Origin of the sequence: Candidatus Colwellia aromaticivorans, from assembly GCF_003333305.1 — a bacterium.
Classification (GTDB): domain Bacteria; phylum Pseudomonadota; class Gammaproteobacteria; order Enterobacterales; family Alteromonadaceae; genus Colwellia; species Colwellia aromaticivorans.
The window spans coordinates 105,964-125,048 of sequence record NZ_QOLD01000070.1 but is presented as its reverse complement, the minus strand read 5'-3'; the positions used below and the strand labels follow the sequence as shown (position 1 = coordinate 125,048).

Sequence of the window (19,085 nt, the reverse complement as noted above, 5' to 3'; positions counted from 1 at the left end):
CGCAATTAGCGGCCATTTTTGATCTGTATTGCAAGTGTTTTTTTGCTAATAGCATGTCCTTCGACTGCTCGTTCCTCGCGCTCAGCATTAACGGCTATTGTTATCCGTCGGTCCTGAGCTTGTCGAAGGAAGCTTGTCCTTCGACTGCTACGCGCTCAGGATAATCGGCCAATAAATCCGTCGGTCCTGAGCATGTCCTTCGACTGCTACGCGCTCAGGATAATCGGCCAATAAATCCGTCGGTCCTGAGCTTGTCCTTCGACTGCTACGCGCTCAGGATAATCGGCCAATAAATCCGTCGGTCCTGAGCTTGTCGAAGGAAGCTTGTCGAAGGAAGCTTGTTACTAAACTTTTAATTTCCATAGGTAAATAATGTATTGTCCTTTTTGTAGCGCAACAGATACCAAAGTTATCGATTCACGTTTGGTTTCAGATGGCCATCAAATTCGCCGTCGTCGTGAATGTCTCGCTTGTCATGAGCGCTATACCACTTTTGAGAGTGCAGAATTGGTGATGCCGCGTATTATCAAACGTGACGGTACGCGTGAACCATTCAATGAGGATAAGATGCGTAGTGGCTTTAGCCGTGCATTAGAGAAACGTCCGGTGAGCATTGAGCAAGTTGAATTATCAATAAATAAGTTAAAATCACAATTACGTGCCACAGGTGAGCGAGAAATTACCAGTGAAATGTTAGGTAATTTGACTATGGCACAATTAAAAGAATTAGATAAAGTAGCCTATTTACGTTTCGCTTCAGTGTATTTATCGTTTGAAGATATCAGTGAGTTTGCCGATGAAATAGCTCGCTTAGGCAAAGAGAGTATTAATCGAGGAAAAAACACTGATAAAAAAGCGATAAAAAATACCAGACAAAGGAAGTAACGTGTTTAGCCAACAAGACCATCAATATATGGCGTTAGCGATTAAGTTAGCAAAAAAAGGCCATTACACTACTTCACCCAATCCGAGGGTCGGCTGTGTATTAGTTGCTAACACCGAAGACAACACCGAAAGTAATATCGTAATTACCACAGGTAAAACGCAAGTTATTGGGGCAGGCTTTCATCAAAAAGCAGGGCAAGGGCATGCAGAAGTTAATGCGCTAGCGGATGCGAAGCTGAATCATCCAAATTTAATTAATGGCGCAACAGCGTACGTTACGTTAGAGCCTTGTAGTCATTTTGGTCGAACACCACCTTGCGCCCAAGCATTAATAAATGCTGGCGTAAAACGTGTAGTAGCTGCCATGGTTGATCCCAATCCAGAAGTTTCTGGTCGCGGTTTAGCTATGCTAGAACAAGCAGGCATTAAAGCTGAGTTTGGTTTACTTGAAAATGAAGCAAAAGCACTGAATCGGGGTTTTATTAAGTTAATGACTCATGCTTTACCTCATGTTCGAATAAAACTTGCGGCAAGCCTTGATGGCAAAACGGCAATGAAAAGCGGTGAAAGTAAATGGATCACATCACCAGAAGCTAGAAAAGACGTACAAAGTTTAAGGGCTGAAAGCTGCGCCATAATTTCAGGTGCCGATTCTATTTTAACAGACAATGCCAAAATGACAGTACGTTGGTCTGAATTAGGCGAACTACAGCACAGCTATAAAGAAGACAATATTCGCCAACCTGTGCGTGTGGTTATTGATAGTCAAAATCGATTAACACCGGAGTTGGCTTTTTTTAAGGTGAACTCGCCAATATTAATTATCAACACTTTAACAGATCCACCCCTTGAAAACTCACCTAAGTGGCCTCATTTTGTAGAACAAGTACAATTACCAACCATTAAAAATAATATTGGTGAGAGTAAAATTGACTTAACTAAGTTATTAATGATGTTGGCGAAACGTGGATTAAACGAGGTGTTGGTTGAATCAGGAGCCCACTTAGCAGGCGCGTTTATTGAGCAAGATTTAGCTGATGAGTTTATACTTTATCAAGCACCCAAATTGATGGGGGGCGATGGCAAAAACTTGGTTGAGATGCCTAACATTACGGCTTTATCGCAAGCTAAGACGCTAGCCATTACTGATGTTCGGCTAGTCGGTCGTGATATTCGTATTACGGCTACGCTAACAAAAACATCTAAATAAACAGTAACTAATAAAAAATCTAATAGAGAAGTAATATGTTTACCGGAATAATTGAAGCAGTTGGTACAATTAAAGCAATCAATATAAATGCTCAAGGAGCACGCTTAGTTATTGCTACCAATAACCTTGATATGAGTGATGTTAAACTTGGCGACTCAATTGCTACCAATGGTATTTGTTTAACGGTAGTTGATTACGATCAACATAGTTACAGTGCTGATGTTTCTAATGAAACCTTAAAGCGAACCGGCTTTGCTAATTATGGTGCTGGCATGGCAGTTAATTTAGAAAAAGCGATGTTAGCGAGTACACGTTTTGGTGGCCATATGGTTTCAGGGCATGTTGATGGCGTATCTGAAATTCTGTCTATTACTAACAACGGTAACAGTATAGAATATTGGCTCTCAATGCCTAGTGATATTGCGCATTACATTGCAGAAAAAGGCTCTGTTACTATTGATGGCACTAGCTTGACTGTTAATGCACTAAGTGAAAACTCGGGTGACGGTAAGTTCCGTTTAACTATTGTGCCGCATACAGTAAAAGAAACTATTTTTGCCCACTACCAAGTAGGCACTAAAGTAAACTTGGAAGTGGACTTAATCGCTCGATATTTAGAGCGGTTACTCACGAAAGAAAGTGCGGTAGATGAGCCTAAGTCGAATGTAACGGAATCGTTATTGCATAAAGCCGGTTTTATTAACCCTTCGACAAGCTCAGGGCGAACGGGGAAATTATAGCCCGATTATCCTGAGCGCGAGGAACGAGACAAGCTTCCTTCGACAGGCTCAGGGCGAACGGGGAAATTATAGCCCGATTATCCTGAGCGCGAGGAACGAGACAAGCTTCCTTCGACAGGCTCAGGACAAACGGAGCGTAAAGGACAAACGGAGCGTAAAGGGCGAACGGATAAAACACGCCGTTCATCCTGAGCGCGAAGCAGTCGAAGGGCGACAAGCTCAGGGCGAACAGATTAATTGAAAAATAGACTTAAATACTAACGAATAACCAAAGAGAATCTAATGAATTTACATACACCACAAGAAATAATTGACGATATTGCTTTAGGTAAAATGGTTATTTTAATGGATGATGAAGACCGAGAAAATGAAGGTGATTTCATCATGGCGGCTGAAATGGTAACGCCGCAAGCGATTAACTTCATGGCAACTCATGGCCGTGGTTTGATTTGTATGCCAATGACTCAAGAGCGCTGTGAAACCTTAAAATTACCTTTAATGGTTGATAAAAATGATGCGCAGTTTAGCACAAATTTCACCGTGTCTATTGAAGCTGCAACCGGCGTAACTACAGGGATTTCAGCAGGCGATAGAGCAACAACTGTGCTTGCTGCTGTTGCAAAAGATGCTACGCATTTAAATATTGTGCAACCTGGGCATATTTTTCCGTTAATTGCTAAAGATGGTGGCGTACTTAATCGTGCTGGCCATACTGAAGCAGGTGTTGATTTAGCACGCATGGCAGGTCTAGAACCTGCGGCTGTGATTGTTGAAATTTTAAATGAAGATGGCACGATGGCGCGTCGCCCTGATTTAGAGATAATCGCTAAAAAACATGATATTAAAATGGGCACTATTGCTGATTTAATCGAGTTTAGAAATGCGACAGAAACAACTATTCAACGTGTTTCACAATGTAAATTACCAACAGTGTTTGGTGAGTTTGATTTAACTGTGTTTAAAGACACCATTGATGGACAAGCGCACTTTGCCTTAACTAAAGGCAAAATAACGCCAGATGAACCAACGCTAGTGCGTGTTCATTTAGAAAATACCTTTAGAGACTTGTTGTTTAGCCAACGTGAAAGTGTTGCTAAATGGCCAATGGCTAATGCGTTAGAAAAAATAGCTAAAGAAGGCGGTGTGTTAGTTTTATTAGGTAAACATGAATCTCCAATGGAATTGATTAACCTCGTGAAAAAATACGCTAAAGTTGATGCGGGAGAAACAGTGAAAGAAGTCAGTCGTCACGTTGGCTCACGTAACGTTGGTGTTGGTTCGCAAATTTTGTCTAACTTAGGTGTTAGTAAAATGAGATTATTAAGCTCACAAACAAAATACCATTCACTGTCTGGTTTTGGTTTAGAAGTAGTTGAGTATATTGCGGACTAAAATGATTCAGTCTAAGGATACATGCCATTCTTAGACTGTTTTTGAGTTCAATATGCATGGTGCTGCTTTACTGATATAGTATTGTTTTAGCTCTCCACTTTTTCAATAGAATATTCCGGATAAAGCTGAAAAAATAAGCTATATTATTTTAAAGGAAACTTTACACAACTAGATCTTTTGAAATTAATACTAGTATTATTTGGTCTATTTTTTGAAAATATAATTTTTTGTAAAACTTAAAACTGTCGCAAGTTCCACAGAGTGAGATTAGGTGAAAAATACTAAAGCCAACATAACTATTATTGTACTGATGTTAATGACTTTTTTAGGTCAAGCATTCGCTAGTGCAACTATGTATTGTACTCATGAAATGACGATGGAACTGTCTATGATGGATCATGACAATATGTCAGATACTGCAAGCCATGCTAGCATGATGTCAGAAAGTAGAGATGAAGGTAGTAGTGAAAGCGGTGTGATGGATTGCTGCCAAGAGCAATGCAAATGTCCAATGAGTGGCTGCATAAGTATTTCTTTACTCTTTGATACAGGTTTTAGCGCTGGAATAATTGCAGAGCAAAAAATAGCTCAGCTACCTTTAATACATCAATCACAAATAAATACCTCTTTATACCGTCCCCCTATTTCGTAACTTCAAGGCACACTTGTGTCTAAAATTCCTTTATAAAACCCTTTATACAAGAGTGTCGGCTACGTTGTAGTCTGCATAAAATGAATAATTCTCCGTATTTACACATGTAAAGAGAAAGAAGCATGAAAAAACCTATTACCTTATTTAACAGCCTTGCTGTGCTTACCACTTTTTTAGCTACATTTATTGCTAGTAATAACTATGCAGCGCAACAGCCTTTGAGCTTTAAAAAAGCAATTCAAGTGGCGCAACAAAATGACCCTTGGCTTGAGGGGAGTCGGCACAGACAGCAATCGTTAGCGCTGTTAAGTCATGCAGCCAATACGCTGCCAGATCCTAAAGTTTCAGTGGCTTTTGCTAATTTACCCACAAATGGTTTTGATTTCTCTCAAGAAAATATGACGCAATTTAAAGTGGGTGTTTCGCAAATGTTTGCCCGTGGTGATAGCTTGGATATTAAAAATCAGCAACTTAAATTACAGTCGCAGCAGCAACCATTGCAGCGCCAAGACAGGATAAATAAAGTAGCCGTTACCGTGGGTAGTTTATGGCTTGATTTATATCGTGTTCAACAAAGTATTATCTTAATTGAGAAAAACCGTAGTTTGTTTGAACAATTAGCTGAAGTAGCAGAGGCCAGCTATGGCAGTGCTTTAGGTAAAACGCGACAACAAGATATTGTGCGTGCGCAATTAGAATTGACTCGGTTAGAAGATAAACTAAACCAGTTACAGCAACAAGATGATCGCTACCAAGGTATGTTGGGTCAATGGTTGACAATTTTTTCGCTGAATCCTCAAAGCAACCAAGCAGACTTTAGAATTTCCACTATCACTTTACCGTTTAATGTTAGTAAGCAACCGCCACAAATCGACCTTATTAATCATGCCAGTGTTTACAACGAGCAATGGCTATCGGCAGAAAAACTAGCCGCTTTTTTATCATTACACCCTTCAGTTAAAAGTATTGATAAAAAAATTGCTGCAACCAAAACCGGCATTGAACTAGCTGAGCAAAAATATCAACCACAGTGGGGCGTTAATGCTAGTTATGGTTACCGTGGTGATGATGCTATGGGCAATAGTCGAGCAGACTTCTTCTCAGTGGGTGTGATATTTGATGTACCTTTATTTACCGAAAATCGTCAAGATAATGAGGTTAAGTCAGCCATTTCAAAAACAGAAGCCATTAAAACAGAAAAATTGTTATTGCTCAGAAAGTTAATGTCAGCTTTTGCTAGTGCCAAGGGGCAATTAGTACGTTTAACCGAACGAGAAACCTTGTATCAGGATAAGTTATTACCGCAAATTCACGATCAAGCCGAAGCTTCTTTAACTGCTTATACCAATGACGATGGTGACTTTGCTGAAGTGGTTAGAGCACGTATTGCTGAGCTTAACGCTGAAATAGATTTTTTAGCGATTAATGTACAAAAACAAAAAATTATCTTAGAAATTAACTACCTATTTGTTGGTTCTGTTGTCAATCAGCAAACTGGAGAGAAATAATGAATTCAAAAAACAAAAGCCTTTTTATAGGTATTATTATTGGTCTTGCTGTGAGCGGTATTGGGTATTTATTGACAGTTGAAAAATCAGTGAACAATGAACAAGTAGCAGACAAAGCCGAAAAAATACCTTTATATTGGGTTGCACCAATGGATGCAAATTTCAAAAAAGATGCACCGGGACTATCTCCAATGGGAATGGATCTGATCCCTGTTTATGCTGATTCTGGCGAGGGCGCAGATGAAGGTCCAGGTACAATACGTATTTCTCCTGATGTTATTAATAATTTAGGCGTACGCACTGTTAGTGTTCAATATAAAAATCTGCATAACCAAATAGATACAGTAGGGTATGTCACTTACGATGAGGATAAGTTAGTACATATTCATCCACGTGTTGATGGTTGGGTTGAAAAACTTTATGTAACCAGTGTTGGCTCAGTAGTAACAAAAGACCAACCGCTTTATGATATTTATTCGCCCGCGTTAGTGAATGCACAAGAAGAGTTGTTGCTGGCGTTAGAGCGGAAAAATGGACGTTTGATTAAAGCGGCAGAAAATCGATTAGTCGCATTGCAGTTACCAAGAAGAGTGATAGCACAGTTGAAAAAGTCACGTAAAGTACAACAAAACATCACCTTTTATGCACCGCAAAATGGCGTGGTAGAAAACTTAAATATCCGTACTGGATTTTTTGTTAAACCCGGCGCTACGCTAATGTCTATTGGTGACTTATCTGAAGTTTGGCTTGAGGCTGAAGTATTTGAGCGTCAAGCAGCGCAAGTACATGTTGGTACTAAGGTAACGATGCGTTTAGACTATTTACCCGGTAAAGAGTTTGGCGGTAAAGTCGACTTTATTTACCCAACCTTAGACGTTAAGACTCGCACAGTAAAAGTACGTATACGTATTGATAATAAATCAGGCGAATTTAAACCGAATATGTTTGCGGAAGTCGCTTTTCATACGAGTAATAACGCACAGGGATTGCTTATTCCCAGAGAAGCATTAATTCGTACAGGCAATCAAAATAGAGTGGTTTTGGCGCTCGGGGGAGGGAGTTTTAAATCGATAGCGGTAACGGTTGGCCGTTTTGATAGTGATTCAGTAGAAATATTATCGGGTTTATCCGAAGGTGAAGAAGTGGTTAGTTCGGCACAGTTTTTATTAGATTCTGAATCGAGTAAGTCATCTGATTTTATGCGTATGAATCATTCTTCTGTAGATATGAATGAAGATGCGATGGATATGTCTCAACCAAGTGATGTTATATCAGCAACAACTAGCGGAACTATTAACTCAGTAATGATGGATCATCGTATGGTTAATATCTCACGAGCAGCCATTGATAAATGGCAACGACCTGCTGCGACGGTAGATTTTTTAGTTGATGATGCACTAGCTATGGAAAACTTTATCCAAGGTAATGACATTGATTTTACTTTTGAAGTTCGTGGTGATGATTTTGTTATTACTCATTTTGATATAAAAGAGCTTGTTATAACTGAACCTTCTGTACCTGAACCAAAGTTGCAGGAGTAAGCCATGATTTCAGCAATTATTCGTTGGTCAGTACATAACCGTTTTTTTGTTTTATTAGCAACATTTATTCTAGTAGGGATAGGGCTATATTCAATTAAAAATACCCCTATAGATGCTTTGCCTGATTTATCTGATGTACAAGTTATTATCAAAACTAGTTATCCAGGGCAAGCGCCACAGGTGGTTGAAGATCAAGTCACTTATCCATTAACCACTGCTATGCTATCGGTACCAGGTGCGACCACAGTGCGTGGTTTTTCATTTTTTGGTGATTCTTATGTGTATGTGATTTTCGATGAAGATACTGATCTTTATTGGGCTAGATCGCGTGTGTTAGAGTATTTAAGTCAAGTTGCCCCAAATTTACCTAGCTCAGCAAAACCACAATTAGGCCCTGACGCTACAGGCGTTGGCTGGGTTTACTTATATGCCTTAGTTGACCGAAGTGGTAAGCATGATATTAGCCAATTACGAAGTATTCAAGACTGGTTTTTAAAATATGAATTGCAAACTGTTGCTGGCGTTAGTGAGGTTAGTGCGCTTGGCGGTATGGTAAAGCAGTATCAAGTGCAGGTTAATCCCGACAAGCTACGTGCTTTTGGTATTCCGCTATCGTTAATTCAAAAAGCAATAAAACAAGGTAATCAAGAAATTGGTGCGTCTGTTGTTGAAATGGCCGAAGCAGAATACATGGTACGCGCTACGGGTTACATTAAAAATGCCGATGATTTAGAAAATATTCCGTTAGGGGTTAATAAAAATGGTACACCATTATTATTAAAAGATGTTGCTGATATTGTTATTGGCCCACAAATGCGCCGTGGCATTGCTGAGTTAAATGGTGAGGGTGAAACAGTAGGTGGCATTGTTGTGATGCGCTTTGGTGAAAATGCTCAGCAAGTTATTGTTAAAATAAAAGAAAAACTTGAGCAGTTAAAGCAAGGTTTACCTGAAGGAGTAGAGATTGTCACTGTTTATGATAGATCGGCATTAATAGAGCGAGCAGTTGATAATCTCAGTTTTAAATTACTGGAAGAATTTGGTGTTGTTGCGCTAGTTTGCGTATTATTTTTATTTCATGTTCGTTCATCTTTAGTCGCGATTATCAGTTTACCTGTGGGAATTTTAACGGCCTTTATCGTGATGCATATTCAAGGGTTGAATGCCAATATCATGTCACTAGGCGGTATTGCCATCGCCATTGGCGCCATGATAGATGGTGCTATCGTGATGATTGAAAATATGCACAAACATATAGAAAAACTAACAGAAAATGGGAATACCTTAACGAATGAAAAGCGATGGCAAGTCGTCATTGATTCGGCGACCGAAGTAGGGCCGGCTTTATTTTTCAGTTTGCTTATTATCACCGTTAGTTTTGTGCCTGTTTTTACGCTTGAAGCACAAGAAGGGCGAATGTTCTCGCCACTAGCGTTTACTAAAACTTATGCGATGGCCGCATCAGCTGCACTGGCGATTACCTTAGTGCCAGTATTAATGGGTTATTTTATTCGTGGAAAAATTCTACCTGAACATAAAAACCCCATTAACCGCTTGCTTAGTGCTATTTATTTACCGGCGTTAAAAACAGCATTACATTACCCGAAAAGTACGCTGCTTGCCGCATTAATGATGATAGGTGTTGGCCTTTATCCGTTAGATAAAATAGGTAGTGAGTTTATACCAGCGCTTGATGAAGGTGACTTAATGTATATGCCGACGACGTATCCGGGTATTTCTATTGGTCAAGCCAGACAATTGTTACAACAAACTGATAAATTAATTTATACAGTGCCAGAAGTAGAGACAGTCTTTGGTAAAGTAGGGCGTGCGGAAACTGCCACCGATCCTGCGCCATTAACCATGATTGAAAGCTTTATTCAGTTCAAGCCGAAAGATCAATGGCGAGAAGGTGTAACGCCTGAAAGTTTGAAGCAAGAGCTAGATGCGTTAGTTAAGCTACCCGGCGTTACTAATGCTTGGGTAATGCCAATTAAAACCCGTATTGATATGTTAGCAACGGGAATTAAAACCCCTGTGGGGATTAAAATTTCAGGACCCTCTTTAACCAAAATTCAACAAATAGGGCAACAGATTGAAACTATTTTAGTGGATGTTCCGGGTACTGCTTCTGTGTATTCTGAGCGAGTTGCCGGTGGTCGTTATATTAAAATTGATATTCAACGCGCAAAAGCAGCACGTTTTGGTTTAAATATTAGTGATATTCAACAAGTCGTCGCTACTGCTATTGGCGGCATGAATGTTACCCAAACCGTTGAAGGTTTAGAGCGTTATCCTGTGAGTATTCGTTATCCGCAAGATTATCGCAATTCGCCTGAGCAGCTTGCTTTATTACCGATTGTCACGCCCAATGGTCAACGAATTCCTTTAGGTGATGTAGCCAATATTTTTATTGAAGATGGACCTCCGGGTATAAAATCAGAAAATGCCCGTTTAAATGGTTGGTCTTTTATTGATATTACTAATGATACTGACATTGGCAATTATGTTGATAATGCTCAACAAATATTACGTGAGCAGCTAGTTTTACCTGCAGGTTATTCAATTGCCTGGGCAGGGCAGTACGAATATATGCAACGAGCAAAAGAAAAATTATCGTATGTTGTGCCATTAACCTTAGCCATCATTATTGTATTACTGTACTTAAATTTTAGAAATATGATTGAAGTTGCCATGATTATGGGCACATTACCCTTGGCTATGGTGGGTAGTATTTGGTTGATGTATCTTGAAGGTTATAACTTTTCGGTTGCGGTTGGTGTTGGTTTTATTGCGCTAGCGGGCGTGGCTGTTGAGATTGGTGTGATCATGCTGGTTTACTTAAATCAGGCATATCAATCAATGTTATCAGAGCATAAAGCGCAAGGTATACCCATTAACAAGTCATCTATCTTTGCTGTTGTGATAGATGGTGCGGGTAAACGCGTTAGGCCTGTTATGATGACTGCTGCTGCTATTGTTGTTGGTTTATTACCTATTCTATATGGCACAGGTACTGGCAGTGAAGTGATGAGCCGAATTGCCGCGCCTATGGTTGGCGGCATGCTTAGTGCAATAATATTAACTTTATTAGTTTTACCTACACTGTTTTATTTGTGGCGAACCAGTGGATTAACCAAGCTTAACAATGAAATAGATTAACTTGCCTATGCAGTTAACTCAGGATGTAACTGTATACGTCAGGACAATATGCTCCTGCATTGTCTAATAAACTACATCCATGTAGCGTATCTTCGAAGTATCTGATCGAAGATCTATTGCGCTTAATACACCAGATCCCCGATTCAGCTTTGGTCTGGAACTACAAAGCTGAAGCCGGAATCTGCCTGTTTTAAACAGTAGACTCCCGATTAAAATATCTCGGGAGTGACGATAGGTGAGTAGTTCCTTTTTTATTAACCTTGAATTTTAGGTAATAAAAAAGCGAAGATTAACTTATTGTTAATACTTCGCTTTTTTTCGCTTTCTTTATTATCTTTTCTTTTCTTTCTCTAAAAGAGGATAAGAGGATAAGAATATAATAAAGTAGAAAGTTAGGTCTAATTAAAGAGCTACAACGTTCTCAGCTTCAGGGCCTTTTTGACCTTGTTTAACACTGAACGATACTGCTTGACCGTCAGTAAGAGTACGGAAACCGTCTCCTGTGATAGCGCTGAAGTGAACAAACACGTCAGGACCATTTTCTTGTTCTATAAAACCGAAACCTTTAGTTTCGTTGAAGAATTTTACTTTACCGCTAACTGAATCAGACATATTTACATTTTCCCGTATTTTCTAAAAATAATATTAATGTAGCGTTTTCTTAAAAGGATAAATCCATAAGAATTAACGCCGTTTTTACCCGAGTAAATGCCCTCTACCAAGTAGTACAGGAAGAGGAAGGAAACAAACCATATTCGTAACAAAGCGTATTTGGAACAAACAACTAGTCTGCATTGCCTAAATCCGTTTGTTAAAAATATTCAAATATAGCTATCTGATAAATTTAAAACAAAAGTTAGTATCAACCTTCATCTGCAACACAAAAACTCAACGCGGCAGCATAATAACACAGATGTTTTTAATATGCTTTAGGAAAAGTTAAAATAGTTCAATTTTATTTCAATAAAAGTTATTTTAATGTTGAACAGGGGGAAATAATTAAAAAAAGCCTTAAGGAAGGTAATATTCTTCTTTTTTTATCAAAACTTAACATGCCTATGCAGATCAATCAGGAAAAGTTTACTAATAGAAAAGAATCCAAGCAAAAAGACAATGGATCTTCGATAAAAGACTTCGAAGATGACGTTATTAATGAACTCCTGAGTAAAGTACATAGGCAAGAAACTTAAAAATTAATGCGTTGCCCGCAAAACATCAACATCATATTGATATTTCAATGTACGCCAGGTTAATGATTTTCGGTATTTTTGTTTTTTTGATTTTTCTCTAATAAGCCATTGATTAACTCCATCGGGAGCGGAAAAATAATGGTTGAATTTTTCTCTCCAGCAATTTCAGTTAAGGTTTGTAAATAGCGCAACATAATGGCATTTGGTTGTTCTGAAAGCTTACTAGCAGCTTCAGTTAGCTTGCCCGATGCTTCCATTTCTCCTGATGCATGAATAACTTTTGCACGACGGGTTCGTTCTGCTTCGGCTTGTCTGGCAATAGCGCGAATCATACTTTCATTTAAATCGACATGTTTAATTTCAACATTGGATACTTTAATGCCCCATCCGTCAGTTCTATCATCTAAAATGGTTTGAATATCAGTATTTAACACGTCTCTGTTGGCAAGCATTTCATCGAGCTCGTGTTGTCCTAATACGGATCTTAGTGTGGTTTGAGCTAGTTGTGAGGTTGCTTGCAAAAAGTTCTCAACATTAATGATGGCTTTTTGTGGGTCTATCACTCGAAAATAAATAACGGCATTGACCTTCACCGAAACATTATCCCGACTAATAACATCTTGACTGGGAACATCCATAACCACAGTACGTAAATCAACTTTCACCATTTGTTGAATTAACGGAATAAGAATAATAAAGCCAGGTCCTTTTACTTTATAAAAACGACCAAGTAAAAAAATGACACCGCGTTCGTACTCTCGTAAAATTCGAAAGGCGCTTAGAAGTAGGGCTATGAGTAAAAATATTATCGAAGTCGAAAATATTTGAGTGCTATTAAATATGGTTGTCATTAGCTTGTTCCTTATCATTAACTAAGGTGGCTGGTAAGGCTAAATTTAGTGTTAGCCCCTTGATAGACTTTACCTTGATTTTTTGACCTTTTTTTACTGGCTGTATAGAATTAGCTGCCCAGCGTTCACCATTAAACATGACGTAGCCGTTACCCGTAAAATCATCACTCACTGTCACCCAAGCATTGATGATTTCTTCTTGCCCACTAACTATTTTATTTTTCCTTGTCCGCCAAATAAAGCCTAAAGCAAAAACAATAAATAATGTTGAGATAAATGCAATTGCAGCAATTAACGGCAATGACACTTTGAAGTGGTCTAGTTCGGTATTGAATAAAAAAATTGAGCCTATAACAAAAGCGGCAACACCGCCTATGCCAAAAACACCAAAGCTGGGCACTAAAGATTCAACTACCAATAGTGTTATGCCTAAAATAACTAAACCTACACCGACAAAATTTACCGGCAGTAATTGGAAGGCATACATAGCGATAAGTAGTGAAATACCGCCAGTCACACCGGCAACCCCCACACCAGGGCTATAAAATTCGAGTAATAAACCGTAAATGCCTATTAACATTAAAATGTAGGCAATATTAGGATCGGTAATGGTGGCAAGAAATTGGCTGCGCCAATCAGGATCTTTTGTGACAAGGGTAGTATTAGCCAGCTGTAGTTGAGTTACTTGCTGATTTATTGAAACCTCTTTACCATCAAGTTGGCTAATTAGTGCTTGTGGCGTTTCGGCGATGATATCAATCACTTTGGCTTTTAACGCTTCATCGGCGGTTAAGGTGGCAGCTTCAGCTACGGCTTTTTCTGCCCATTCGGCATTACGGTTACGTAATTGAGCTAAGGAGCGAATATACGCGATAGCATCATTTAGCACCTTTTTCTCCATAGACGAAGCATTACTTTTTTCAGGGCTATCTTTTGATTGTGGCGCCATGGGCGCAGCAATATTTACTGGGGTTGCTGCGCCGAGCGTAGTAGCTGAAGCCATTGCGGCAACGTGACAGGCATAAAGAATATAAGTTCCAGCACTAGCAGCACGAGCACCTTGCGGGTAAACTAAGCAAGCTATTGGCACAGTTGAGCTGAGTATGCTTTTATTAATGTCTCGTAAACTGGCACTTAAACCACCAGGAGTGTCTAAAGTGATTAATATCAGTGGCGTATTGGTCTTAGCATTAGCAGCAGATATTTCTCTAACTAAATAATCACTTACGGCAGGACCTATGGCACCTTTTATGGTGAGCAAAGGGATTTGTCTATAACTCACTTGCTTTGCAACTTTTGGATTTATGTTTTGGATCGGCTGTGCGTTTGCGGCCAAAAGCGCGCAACTCAGTAATAAAAACACACTAGCCCAACGATACATAACAAGTCCTCGTTCATTATTTGAACAGTTGATCTATTATAGTAATTGTAGTTGAGTCTGGTTAATGTGCTAAATTTGTTGTGTTTTAGTTATTCTAAATCAAAGAAGATATCCTGTTTTTCGGTCTCGTTTAGGGTGTGACCTTTTCGCGTTATGCCTTAGAAACTCAAAGGCGGTATTTACCGCATTTAGTAGGCCTTTCCAACATTTTTTATTACGGCGATTAATATTTCAATCCACCAAACACTTGTTGTCTTTGCAACTGTCATTGTTGACATCTCAACTTGAAATATTTTTTTAGTTTATTTTTATGTTAATTAATAGCTTATAATTAATAGACTAGTTTCTGTCTGTTTTTTGATCGATTATGTTTGACTATCTTCTTAAAAATGTATTAAAATCGCCTCGAACAGCACAATAAGGGACAGACTAACCTCAAGTTTAATCTGTCCATCTGCTGAGTAATTTATAGTATAAATTGCTTGGCATCTGTAATTGAAAAGGGCAAAGCTTTCGAAAGAAAGTGGCGCAAAGTCACCGGTCTACGGGAACTATCCTACGATAGCGGAACTGCCAACTACCAGCATTATTGTGTGACAATAATGATGTGCAATGACGGGCATTAAGAAGCAATAGGTTTTCTGTAGACTTCACACACTGTGGAGTCAAAAAATGAAGTATGTAAGTAACAAGCAAATCGAAATCAGCTCGCTAATAAAACGCAACAGCAAAAGTTTTACACTAGGCACATTATTATTACCCTTAACCATCTGCAATGTCGCTATAGCAGCACCTGCTGAACATTCGGCTGCTTGGGCTAAAGGTCAAATTTTAGTACAGCCACAACCGGGCTTGTCAGAGCAACACTTCCAAAAAATCCTAGGCAAACACAAAGCCAGTTCAAAAGGTAAGCTTAATCAATTACGCACCCACATTATCAATGTACCGGCAAACGCAGAACAAGCAATTGTTAAAGCATTATCTAATAACCCAAACATTGAATTTGCTGAATTAGATTTATTAGTCAAACCAAGCGAAATTATCGCCAACGACACCTATTACGGCAATGCTTGGCACCTGAATAAAATGCAATTACCTACTGCTTGGGAATCAGCAAAAGGCAATGGTGTGGTAGTTGCTGTTTTAGACACTGGCGTTGACAGCAATCATAGTGATTTATCGGCCAATATGGTGGCAGGCTGGAATAGCGTTAGCAATAATAGCGATACCTCAGACGTATACGGTCACGGCACCTGGGTTGCCGGAGTAGTTGCCGCAACGAGTAACAACGGCAGCGGTGTTACCTCTATCGCCTGGCACTCATCAATTATGCCGATTCGAATTACCAACCAAAGTAATGGCTATGCCTACTGGAGTGACGTTGCCAACGGCCTAACCTGGGCGGCAGATCATGGCGCAGACATTGCCAATATTAGTTACAGTGTAACTACCAGCTCCAGCGTAACCAACGCGGCACAATATATGCGTAATAAAGGTGGCTTGGTTGTGGCTTCCGCCGGCAATGAAGGCGCTAATTTAAATTGTACCGACAATGCCAGCATTATCACCGTTAGCGCAACCGACAGCGCAGATAACAAAGCCAGTTGGTCTAATTACGGTAACTGCCTCGATGTCGCGGCACCGGGCGTCGGAATTTGGACAACTTATTTGAATAATGGTTATGGCAGGGTCAATGGTACTTCCTTTGCCAGCCCGGCGACCGCGGCGACGCTGGCGCTGATAAAGTCGGCTAATCCCAATCTTAGCAACGATGAGCTCGAAAACATTTTAGAGACAAGTGCCGATAAAACCAAGAGTGGCGGTGTGTTTAGTTCCTATTATGGCCATGGCCGAGTCGATGCTGCGGCTGCCGTGGCGATGGCGCAACAGGCACCAACCATAGATCAGCAGGCGCCAACAGTTGCTATTACCTCACCGACTGAAAATAGCACTCAGGCAGGCATATTTACTATTGCCGCTAATGCCCAAGACAATATGGCTGTTAGCTCGGTTAAGTTATATGCCGATGGTGTTTTGGTCGGCACCGATAGCGTCGCGCCATTTAGCTTTAGCTTTAACAGCAATAATGTCGCCGATGGTAACGTCGCCTTCACGGCATCCGCCGATGATGCTACTGGCAATCAGGGCAACTCTGCAACTCATTGGCTAGCTATCGATAATATCGTCGATGTTGCCGATACCATAGCGCCTAGCATGGCAATTACCAACCCGGCTGACGGTAGCACCATGAGCGGCACCATCGCGATTGGCGCGACTGCGACAGATAATATCGCAGTGACTAATATTGCGTTATATATCGATGGCCAGCTAAAAACTCAGGTTAGCGGCTCGGTGCTGTCTTATAGCTGGAATACCCGCAAAGTGGCTAATGGATACCATAGCATTATGACCAAGGCATATGATGCGGCTGGTAATCAGACGCAGCGCAGTGTCGAGGTTTACGTTGCCGCAACCAAGAAGGGCCGCCGGAAAAAATAGCCTGTTTTTAACGAAAAAGGCACCGCTATCTAGCAGTGCCTTTTTTACTTTACCCCAGCTCTATTTAATGAGTGATTTACGCTGGCGCCAACCTAAGCCAAACAAAGCACTGGCAAATAGAAACAGCGTTGCCGGCTCAGGCACAGGGCCGCCACCCGGCGGGTTAGGACCTTCATCACAATCAGTACATCCCCATATTGCTACATGTGAAATAGCACCCGATGAAGTACTCCCATCCTCGACTAGCCAGAAATCGTCCATATCAATCTCCAAACCATCCCAGCCTGAAATGTCAAAAATATAGACAGCTGGCTCTTTTTTGCCATCTTTTACTTCAAGAAAACAAGAAAGCGCACCTGAGCAGTTCATCACAGGTAAAGTCTCTGAAGGGTCTGAAGGGTCGCCGATATAACTCAATAATGCATCATTAGGCTCTGTATTTGAGTTAGTAAACTCGGTATCATACGAAGGTGCAAACGAGCCCGTCTCCGCTCCGTCATCAAAGTCCGATTTATAAAGATCAGTGACAGTCTGTCCAATTAGCTCGGAAATACCTGCCGCACCAAGGTTAGAGGTAGTATTACTAGTCCAGCAATCAGTAGTAGTATTACAATCACCAGGACTTAACATCAATGTTGCTTGAGCTGTATAGGAAAAGCCAGCAAGCGCAATAAACAGTATGCTAGTAAATCTTGTAAGTATTTTCATATTAAATTCCTTATTAACAACCCCAATATATAAATTCAAAAGAGATTATCCTTACGTTATTGTTAAAAAGTTAAAAAGTTAAAAAGTTAAAAAGTTAAAAAGTATATTTATACACCAAACTTATTTTAGCTTTTGGGCACAAGCTAAAGGTATGCATATTATATACCTGTTATTTTTTAACACGATTTATCATGCGGTTAAAAAATGATCAGCTGGCATGTATGGGCATGTATTTTAGTTTTGTAAAAAAAGCTGACACTTTATCACTAGAGCACTAGCCACTAATTGATATATACCCATGTTACTTCAATATGTCGGATTCAGCTGGAGTTAGAAACGTCTTTAGGCAAGGCTTTGATTGAAGATAATGGTTGTTCCATTGTCGAAATCAATAACGTAGCATAAAGCGTTTCTAAACCAGCCTTACAGGGGCCCTGATCAAATCATGTTCTTCGTTGCATCTCTTTTTAAGGGAACGACCCTTAATAAAAAGATGCGCCTTGATCATGAATCGTTCAGCTGCCCTGAAACGCACATCTTGAAGTATCATGGGTATATACCCGTAATCATTCAAAATGCTCGATTCAGAGTACTTAAGCAATGCCAGTTTGAAGCGCGTCATCCCCGTGGTGTCTTTGCCTACATGACGGTACAGGAAGTACCTTATTAGAGAATGCAGGACGCACATTCTCCTGATGTAGGGTCTAGCTTTGGTCTGGAACTACAAAGCTGAATCGGGGATCCAGTTTCTAAAAAGCAATGGATCTTCGACCAGAGACTTCGAAGATGGCGTTTACAACGACGTCCTGAGCATCATGCACCTTCAAGTGGAACGGGTATATATGAGCGCTAAACTCAGTCACTTGCGAAACCATAAAACACCTCTGAAACATAATTGTACATGCCTATGTAGATCAATCAGGAACAATTCAAAATTGTTCGAAAACGTCATTCCAGTGGTGTTTTAGGCTGACGTGGCATGGATGCCACTTATTAGCAAAACAGCGGCTACGCCCCAACCATCTACGAGTAACATTTTACCACCGAGACGCTGCGCTGCACAGAGGGCACTTCGAGCCTGCACAGAGTTTTTGCTTTTCTCAGTGTAGTGCGTAGCACCTCGGTGCCCTCTGTGGTTACCTAATTTATCAATTACTTAATTCATGTTACTTAGATAATGCAGGAGCACATAGTCCTGAATCCAAACTAAAAGACAATGGATCTTCGACAAAAGACTTCGAAGATGACGTTATCAATGAGCTCCTGAGTAAAGTACATAGGCACGTAATTGTATTCAGTTAGAATGCTGAGCTCTTCGAAAGCAATATAATGAGCAATTTGTCGCAAGCCCTGAGATGTCGTTAGT

13 protein-coding genes and 1 riboswitch are annotated in these 19,085 nt (G+C 40.1%); of the genes, 9 read left to right on the top strand and 4 right to left on the bottom strand.

Annotation, left to right across the window (positions count from 1 at the left end):
- Positions 1-372: 372 nt before the first annotated feature.
- From nrdR to DWA31_RS11315, 8 genes are all read left to right on the top strand, one after another.
- Positions 373-885 carry a transcriptional regulator NrdR gene (gene nrdR, locus DWA31_RS11350; RefSeq protein ID WP_114326696.1) on the top strand — a complete coding sequence of 171 codons (513 nt, stop codon included), beginning with the start codon at positions 373-375 and terminating at the stop codon, positions 883-885.
- A 1-nt stretch (position 886) separates the two neighbouring features.
- Positions 887-2,095 carry a bifunctional diaminohydroxyphosphoribosylaminopyrimidine deaminase/5-amino-6-(5-phosphoribosylamino)uracil reductase RibD gene (gene ribD, locus DWA31_RS11345; RefSeq protein ID WP_114326695.1) on the top strand — a complete coding sequence of 403 codons (1,209 nt, stop codon included), beginning with the start codon at positions 887-889 and terminating at the stop codon, positions 2,093-2,095.
- A 35-nt stretch (positions 2,096-2,130) separates the two neighbouring features.
- Positions 2,131-2,835, top strand: coding sequence for a riboflavin synthase (locus DWA31_RS11340; protein WP_114326694.1), 705 nt, complete (start codon positions 2,131-2,133; stop codon positions 2,833-2,835).
- Positions 2,836-3,117: 282 nt separating this feature from the next.
- The gene (ribBA, locus tag DWA31_RS11335; RefSeq protein ID WP_114326693.1) at positions 3,118-4,227 is read left to right on the top strand and encodes a bifunctional 3,4-dihydroxy-2-butanone-4-phosphate synthase/GTP cyclohydrolase II; all 1,110 of its coding nucleotides are present in this window, start codon (positions 3,118-3,120) and stop codon (positions 4,225-4,227) included.
- Between the two features lie 271 nt (positions 4,228-4,498).
- Positions 4,499-4,879 (top strand): hypothetical protein, encoded by a 381-nt coding sequence (locus tag DWA31_RS11330; protein ID WP_114326692.1) that lies wholly within the window; start codon positions 4,499-4,501, stop codon positions 4,877-4,879.
- 122 nt (positions 4,880-5,001) lie between these two features.
- A complete protein-coding gene (locus DWA31_RS11325; protein WP_114326691.1) occupies positions 5,002-6,387 on the top strand; it encodes a TolC family protein in 1,386 nt (461 codons plus the stop codon).
- Positions 6,387-7,928 carry an efflux RND transporter periplasmic adaptor subunit gene (locus DWA31_RS11320; RefSeq protein ID WP_114326690.1) on the top strand — a complete coding sequence of 514 codons (1,542 nt, stop codon included), beginning with the start codon at positions 6,387-6,389 and terminating at the stop codon, positions 7,926-7,928. The genes DWA31_RS11325 and DWA31_RS11320 overlap by 1 nt, the downstream gene beginning before the upstream one ends.
- Before the next feature lie 3 nt (positions 7,929-7,931).
- The gene (locus tag DWA31_RS11315; protein WP_114326689.1) at positions 7,932-11,090 is read left to right on the top strand and encodes an efflux RND transporter permease subunit; all 3,159 of its coding nucleotides are present in this window, start codon (positions 7,932-7,934) and stop codon (positions 11,088-11,090) included.
- 402 nt (positions 11,091-11,492) lie between these two features.
- Here DWA31_RS11315 and DWA31_RS11310 read toward each other — a convergent pair whose 3' ends face one another.
- The 3 genes from DWA31_RS11310 to DWA31_RS11300 all read right to left on the bottom strand — a co-directional run bounded on the left by DWA31_RS11310 (position 11,493) and on the right by DWA31_RS11300 (position 14,512).
- A complete protein-coding gene (locus tag DWA31_RS11310) occupies positions 11,493-11,702 on the bottom strand; it encodes a cold-shock protein (protein WP_114326688.1) in 210 nt (69 codons plus the stop codon).
- A gap of 637 nt (positions 11,703-12,339) precedes the next feature.
- Entirely contained in the window at positions 12,340-13,131 is a 792-nt protein-coding gene (locus tag DWA31_RS11305) for a slipin family protein (protein WP_114326687.1), read from the bottom strand.
- Positions 13,115-14,512 carry an NfeD family protein gene (locus DWA31_RS11300; protein ID WP_114326686.1) on the bottom strand — a complete coding sequence of 466 codons (1,398 nt, stop codon included), beginning with the start codon at positions 14,510-14,512 and terminating at the stop codon, positions 13,115-13,117. Before DWA31_RS11300 ends, DWA31_RS11305 begins: the two co-directional genes overlap by 17 nt.
- 493 nt (positions 14,513-15,005) lie before the next feature.
- Positions 15,006-15,090: riboswitch (cyclic di-GMP riboswitch) on the top strand.
- Positions 15,091-15,184: 94 nt separating this feature from the next.
- Between DWA31_RS11300 and DWA31_RS11290 the strand changes: the two genes are divergently transcribed.
- On the top strand, positions 15,185-17,011 hold the full coding sequence (locus DWA31_RS11290) for a S8 family serine peptidase (RefSeq protein WP_114326685.1): 1,827 nt from the start codon (positions 15,185-15,187) through the stop codon (positions 17,009-17,011).
- A gap of 60 nt (positions 17,012-17,071) precedes the next feature.
- Here the strand turns inward: DWA31_RS11290 and DWA31_RS11285 are convergent, their stop codons facing one another.
- A complete protein-coding gene (locus tag DWA31_RS11285) occupies positions 17,072-17,719 on the bottom strand; it encodes a PEP-CTERM sorting domain-containing protein (RefSeq protein WP_114326684.1) in 648 nt (215 codons plus the stop codon).
- Positions 17,720-19,085: the final 1,366 nt, after the last annotated feature.

Bases quoted from the DNA above. Each gene is read 5' to 3' on its own strand.
- DWA31_RS11290 (WP_114326685.1), top strand. From the start codon at position 15,185: ATGAAGTATGTAAGTAACAAGCAAATCGAAATCAGCTCGCTAATAAAA.
- DWA31_RS11310 (WP_114326688.1), bottom strand. From the start codon at position 11,702: ATGTCTGATTCAGTTAGCGGTAAAGTAAAATTCTTCAACGAAACTAAA.
- DWA31_RS11325 (WP_114326691.1), top strand. From the start codon at position 5,002: ATGAAAAAACCTATTACCTTATTTAACAGCCTTGCTGTGCTTACCACT.
- DWA31_RS11320 (WP_114326690.1), top strand. From the start codon at position 6,387: ATGAATTCAAAAAACAAAAGCCTTTTTATAGGTATTATTATTGGTCTT.
- DWA31_RS11300 (WP_114326686.1), bottom strand. From the start codon at position 14,512: ATGTATCGTTGGGCTAGTGTGTTTTTATTACTGAGTTGCGCGCTTTTG.
- nrdR (WP_114326696.1), top strand. From the start codon at position 373: ATGTATTGTCCTTTTTGTAGCGCAACAGATACCAAAGTTATCGATTCA.
- ribBA (WP_114326693.1), top strand. From the start codon at position 3,118: ATGAATTTACATACACCACAAGAAATAATTGACGATATTGCTTTAGGT.
- DWA31_RS11305 (WP_114326687.1), bottom strand. From the start codon at position 13,131: ATGACAACCATATTTAATAGCACTCAAATATTTTCGACTTCGATAATA.
- DWA31_RS11340 (WP_114326694.1), top strand. From the start codon at position 2,131: ATGTTTACCGGAATAATTGAAGCAGTTGGTACAATTAAAGCAATCAAT.
- DWA31_RS11285 (WP_114326684.1), bottom strand. From the start codon at position 17,719: ATGAAAATACTTACAAGATTTACTAGCATACTGTTTATTGCGCTTGCT.
- DWA31_RS11315 (WP_114326689.1), top strand. From the start codon at position 7,932: ATGATTTCAGCAATTATTCGTTGGTCAGTACATAACCGTTTTTTTGTT.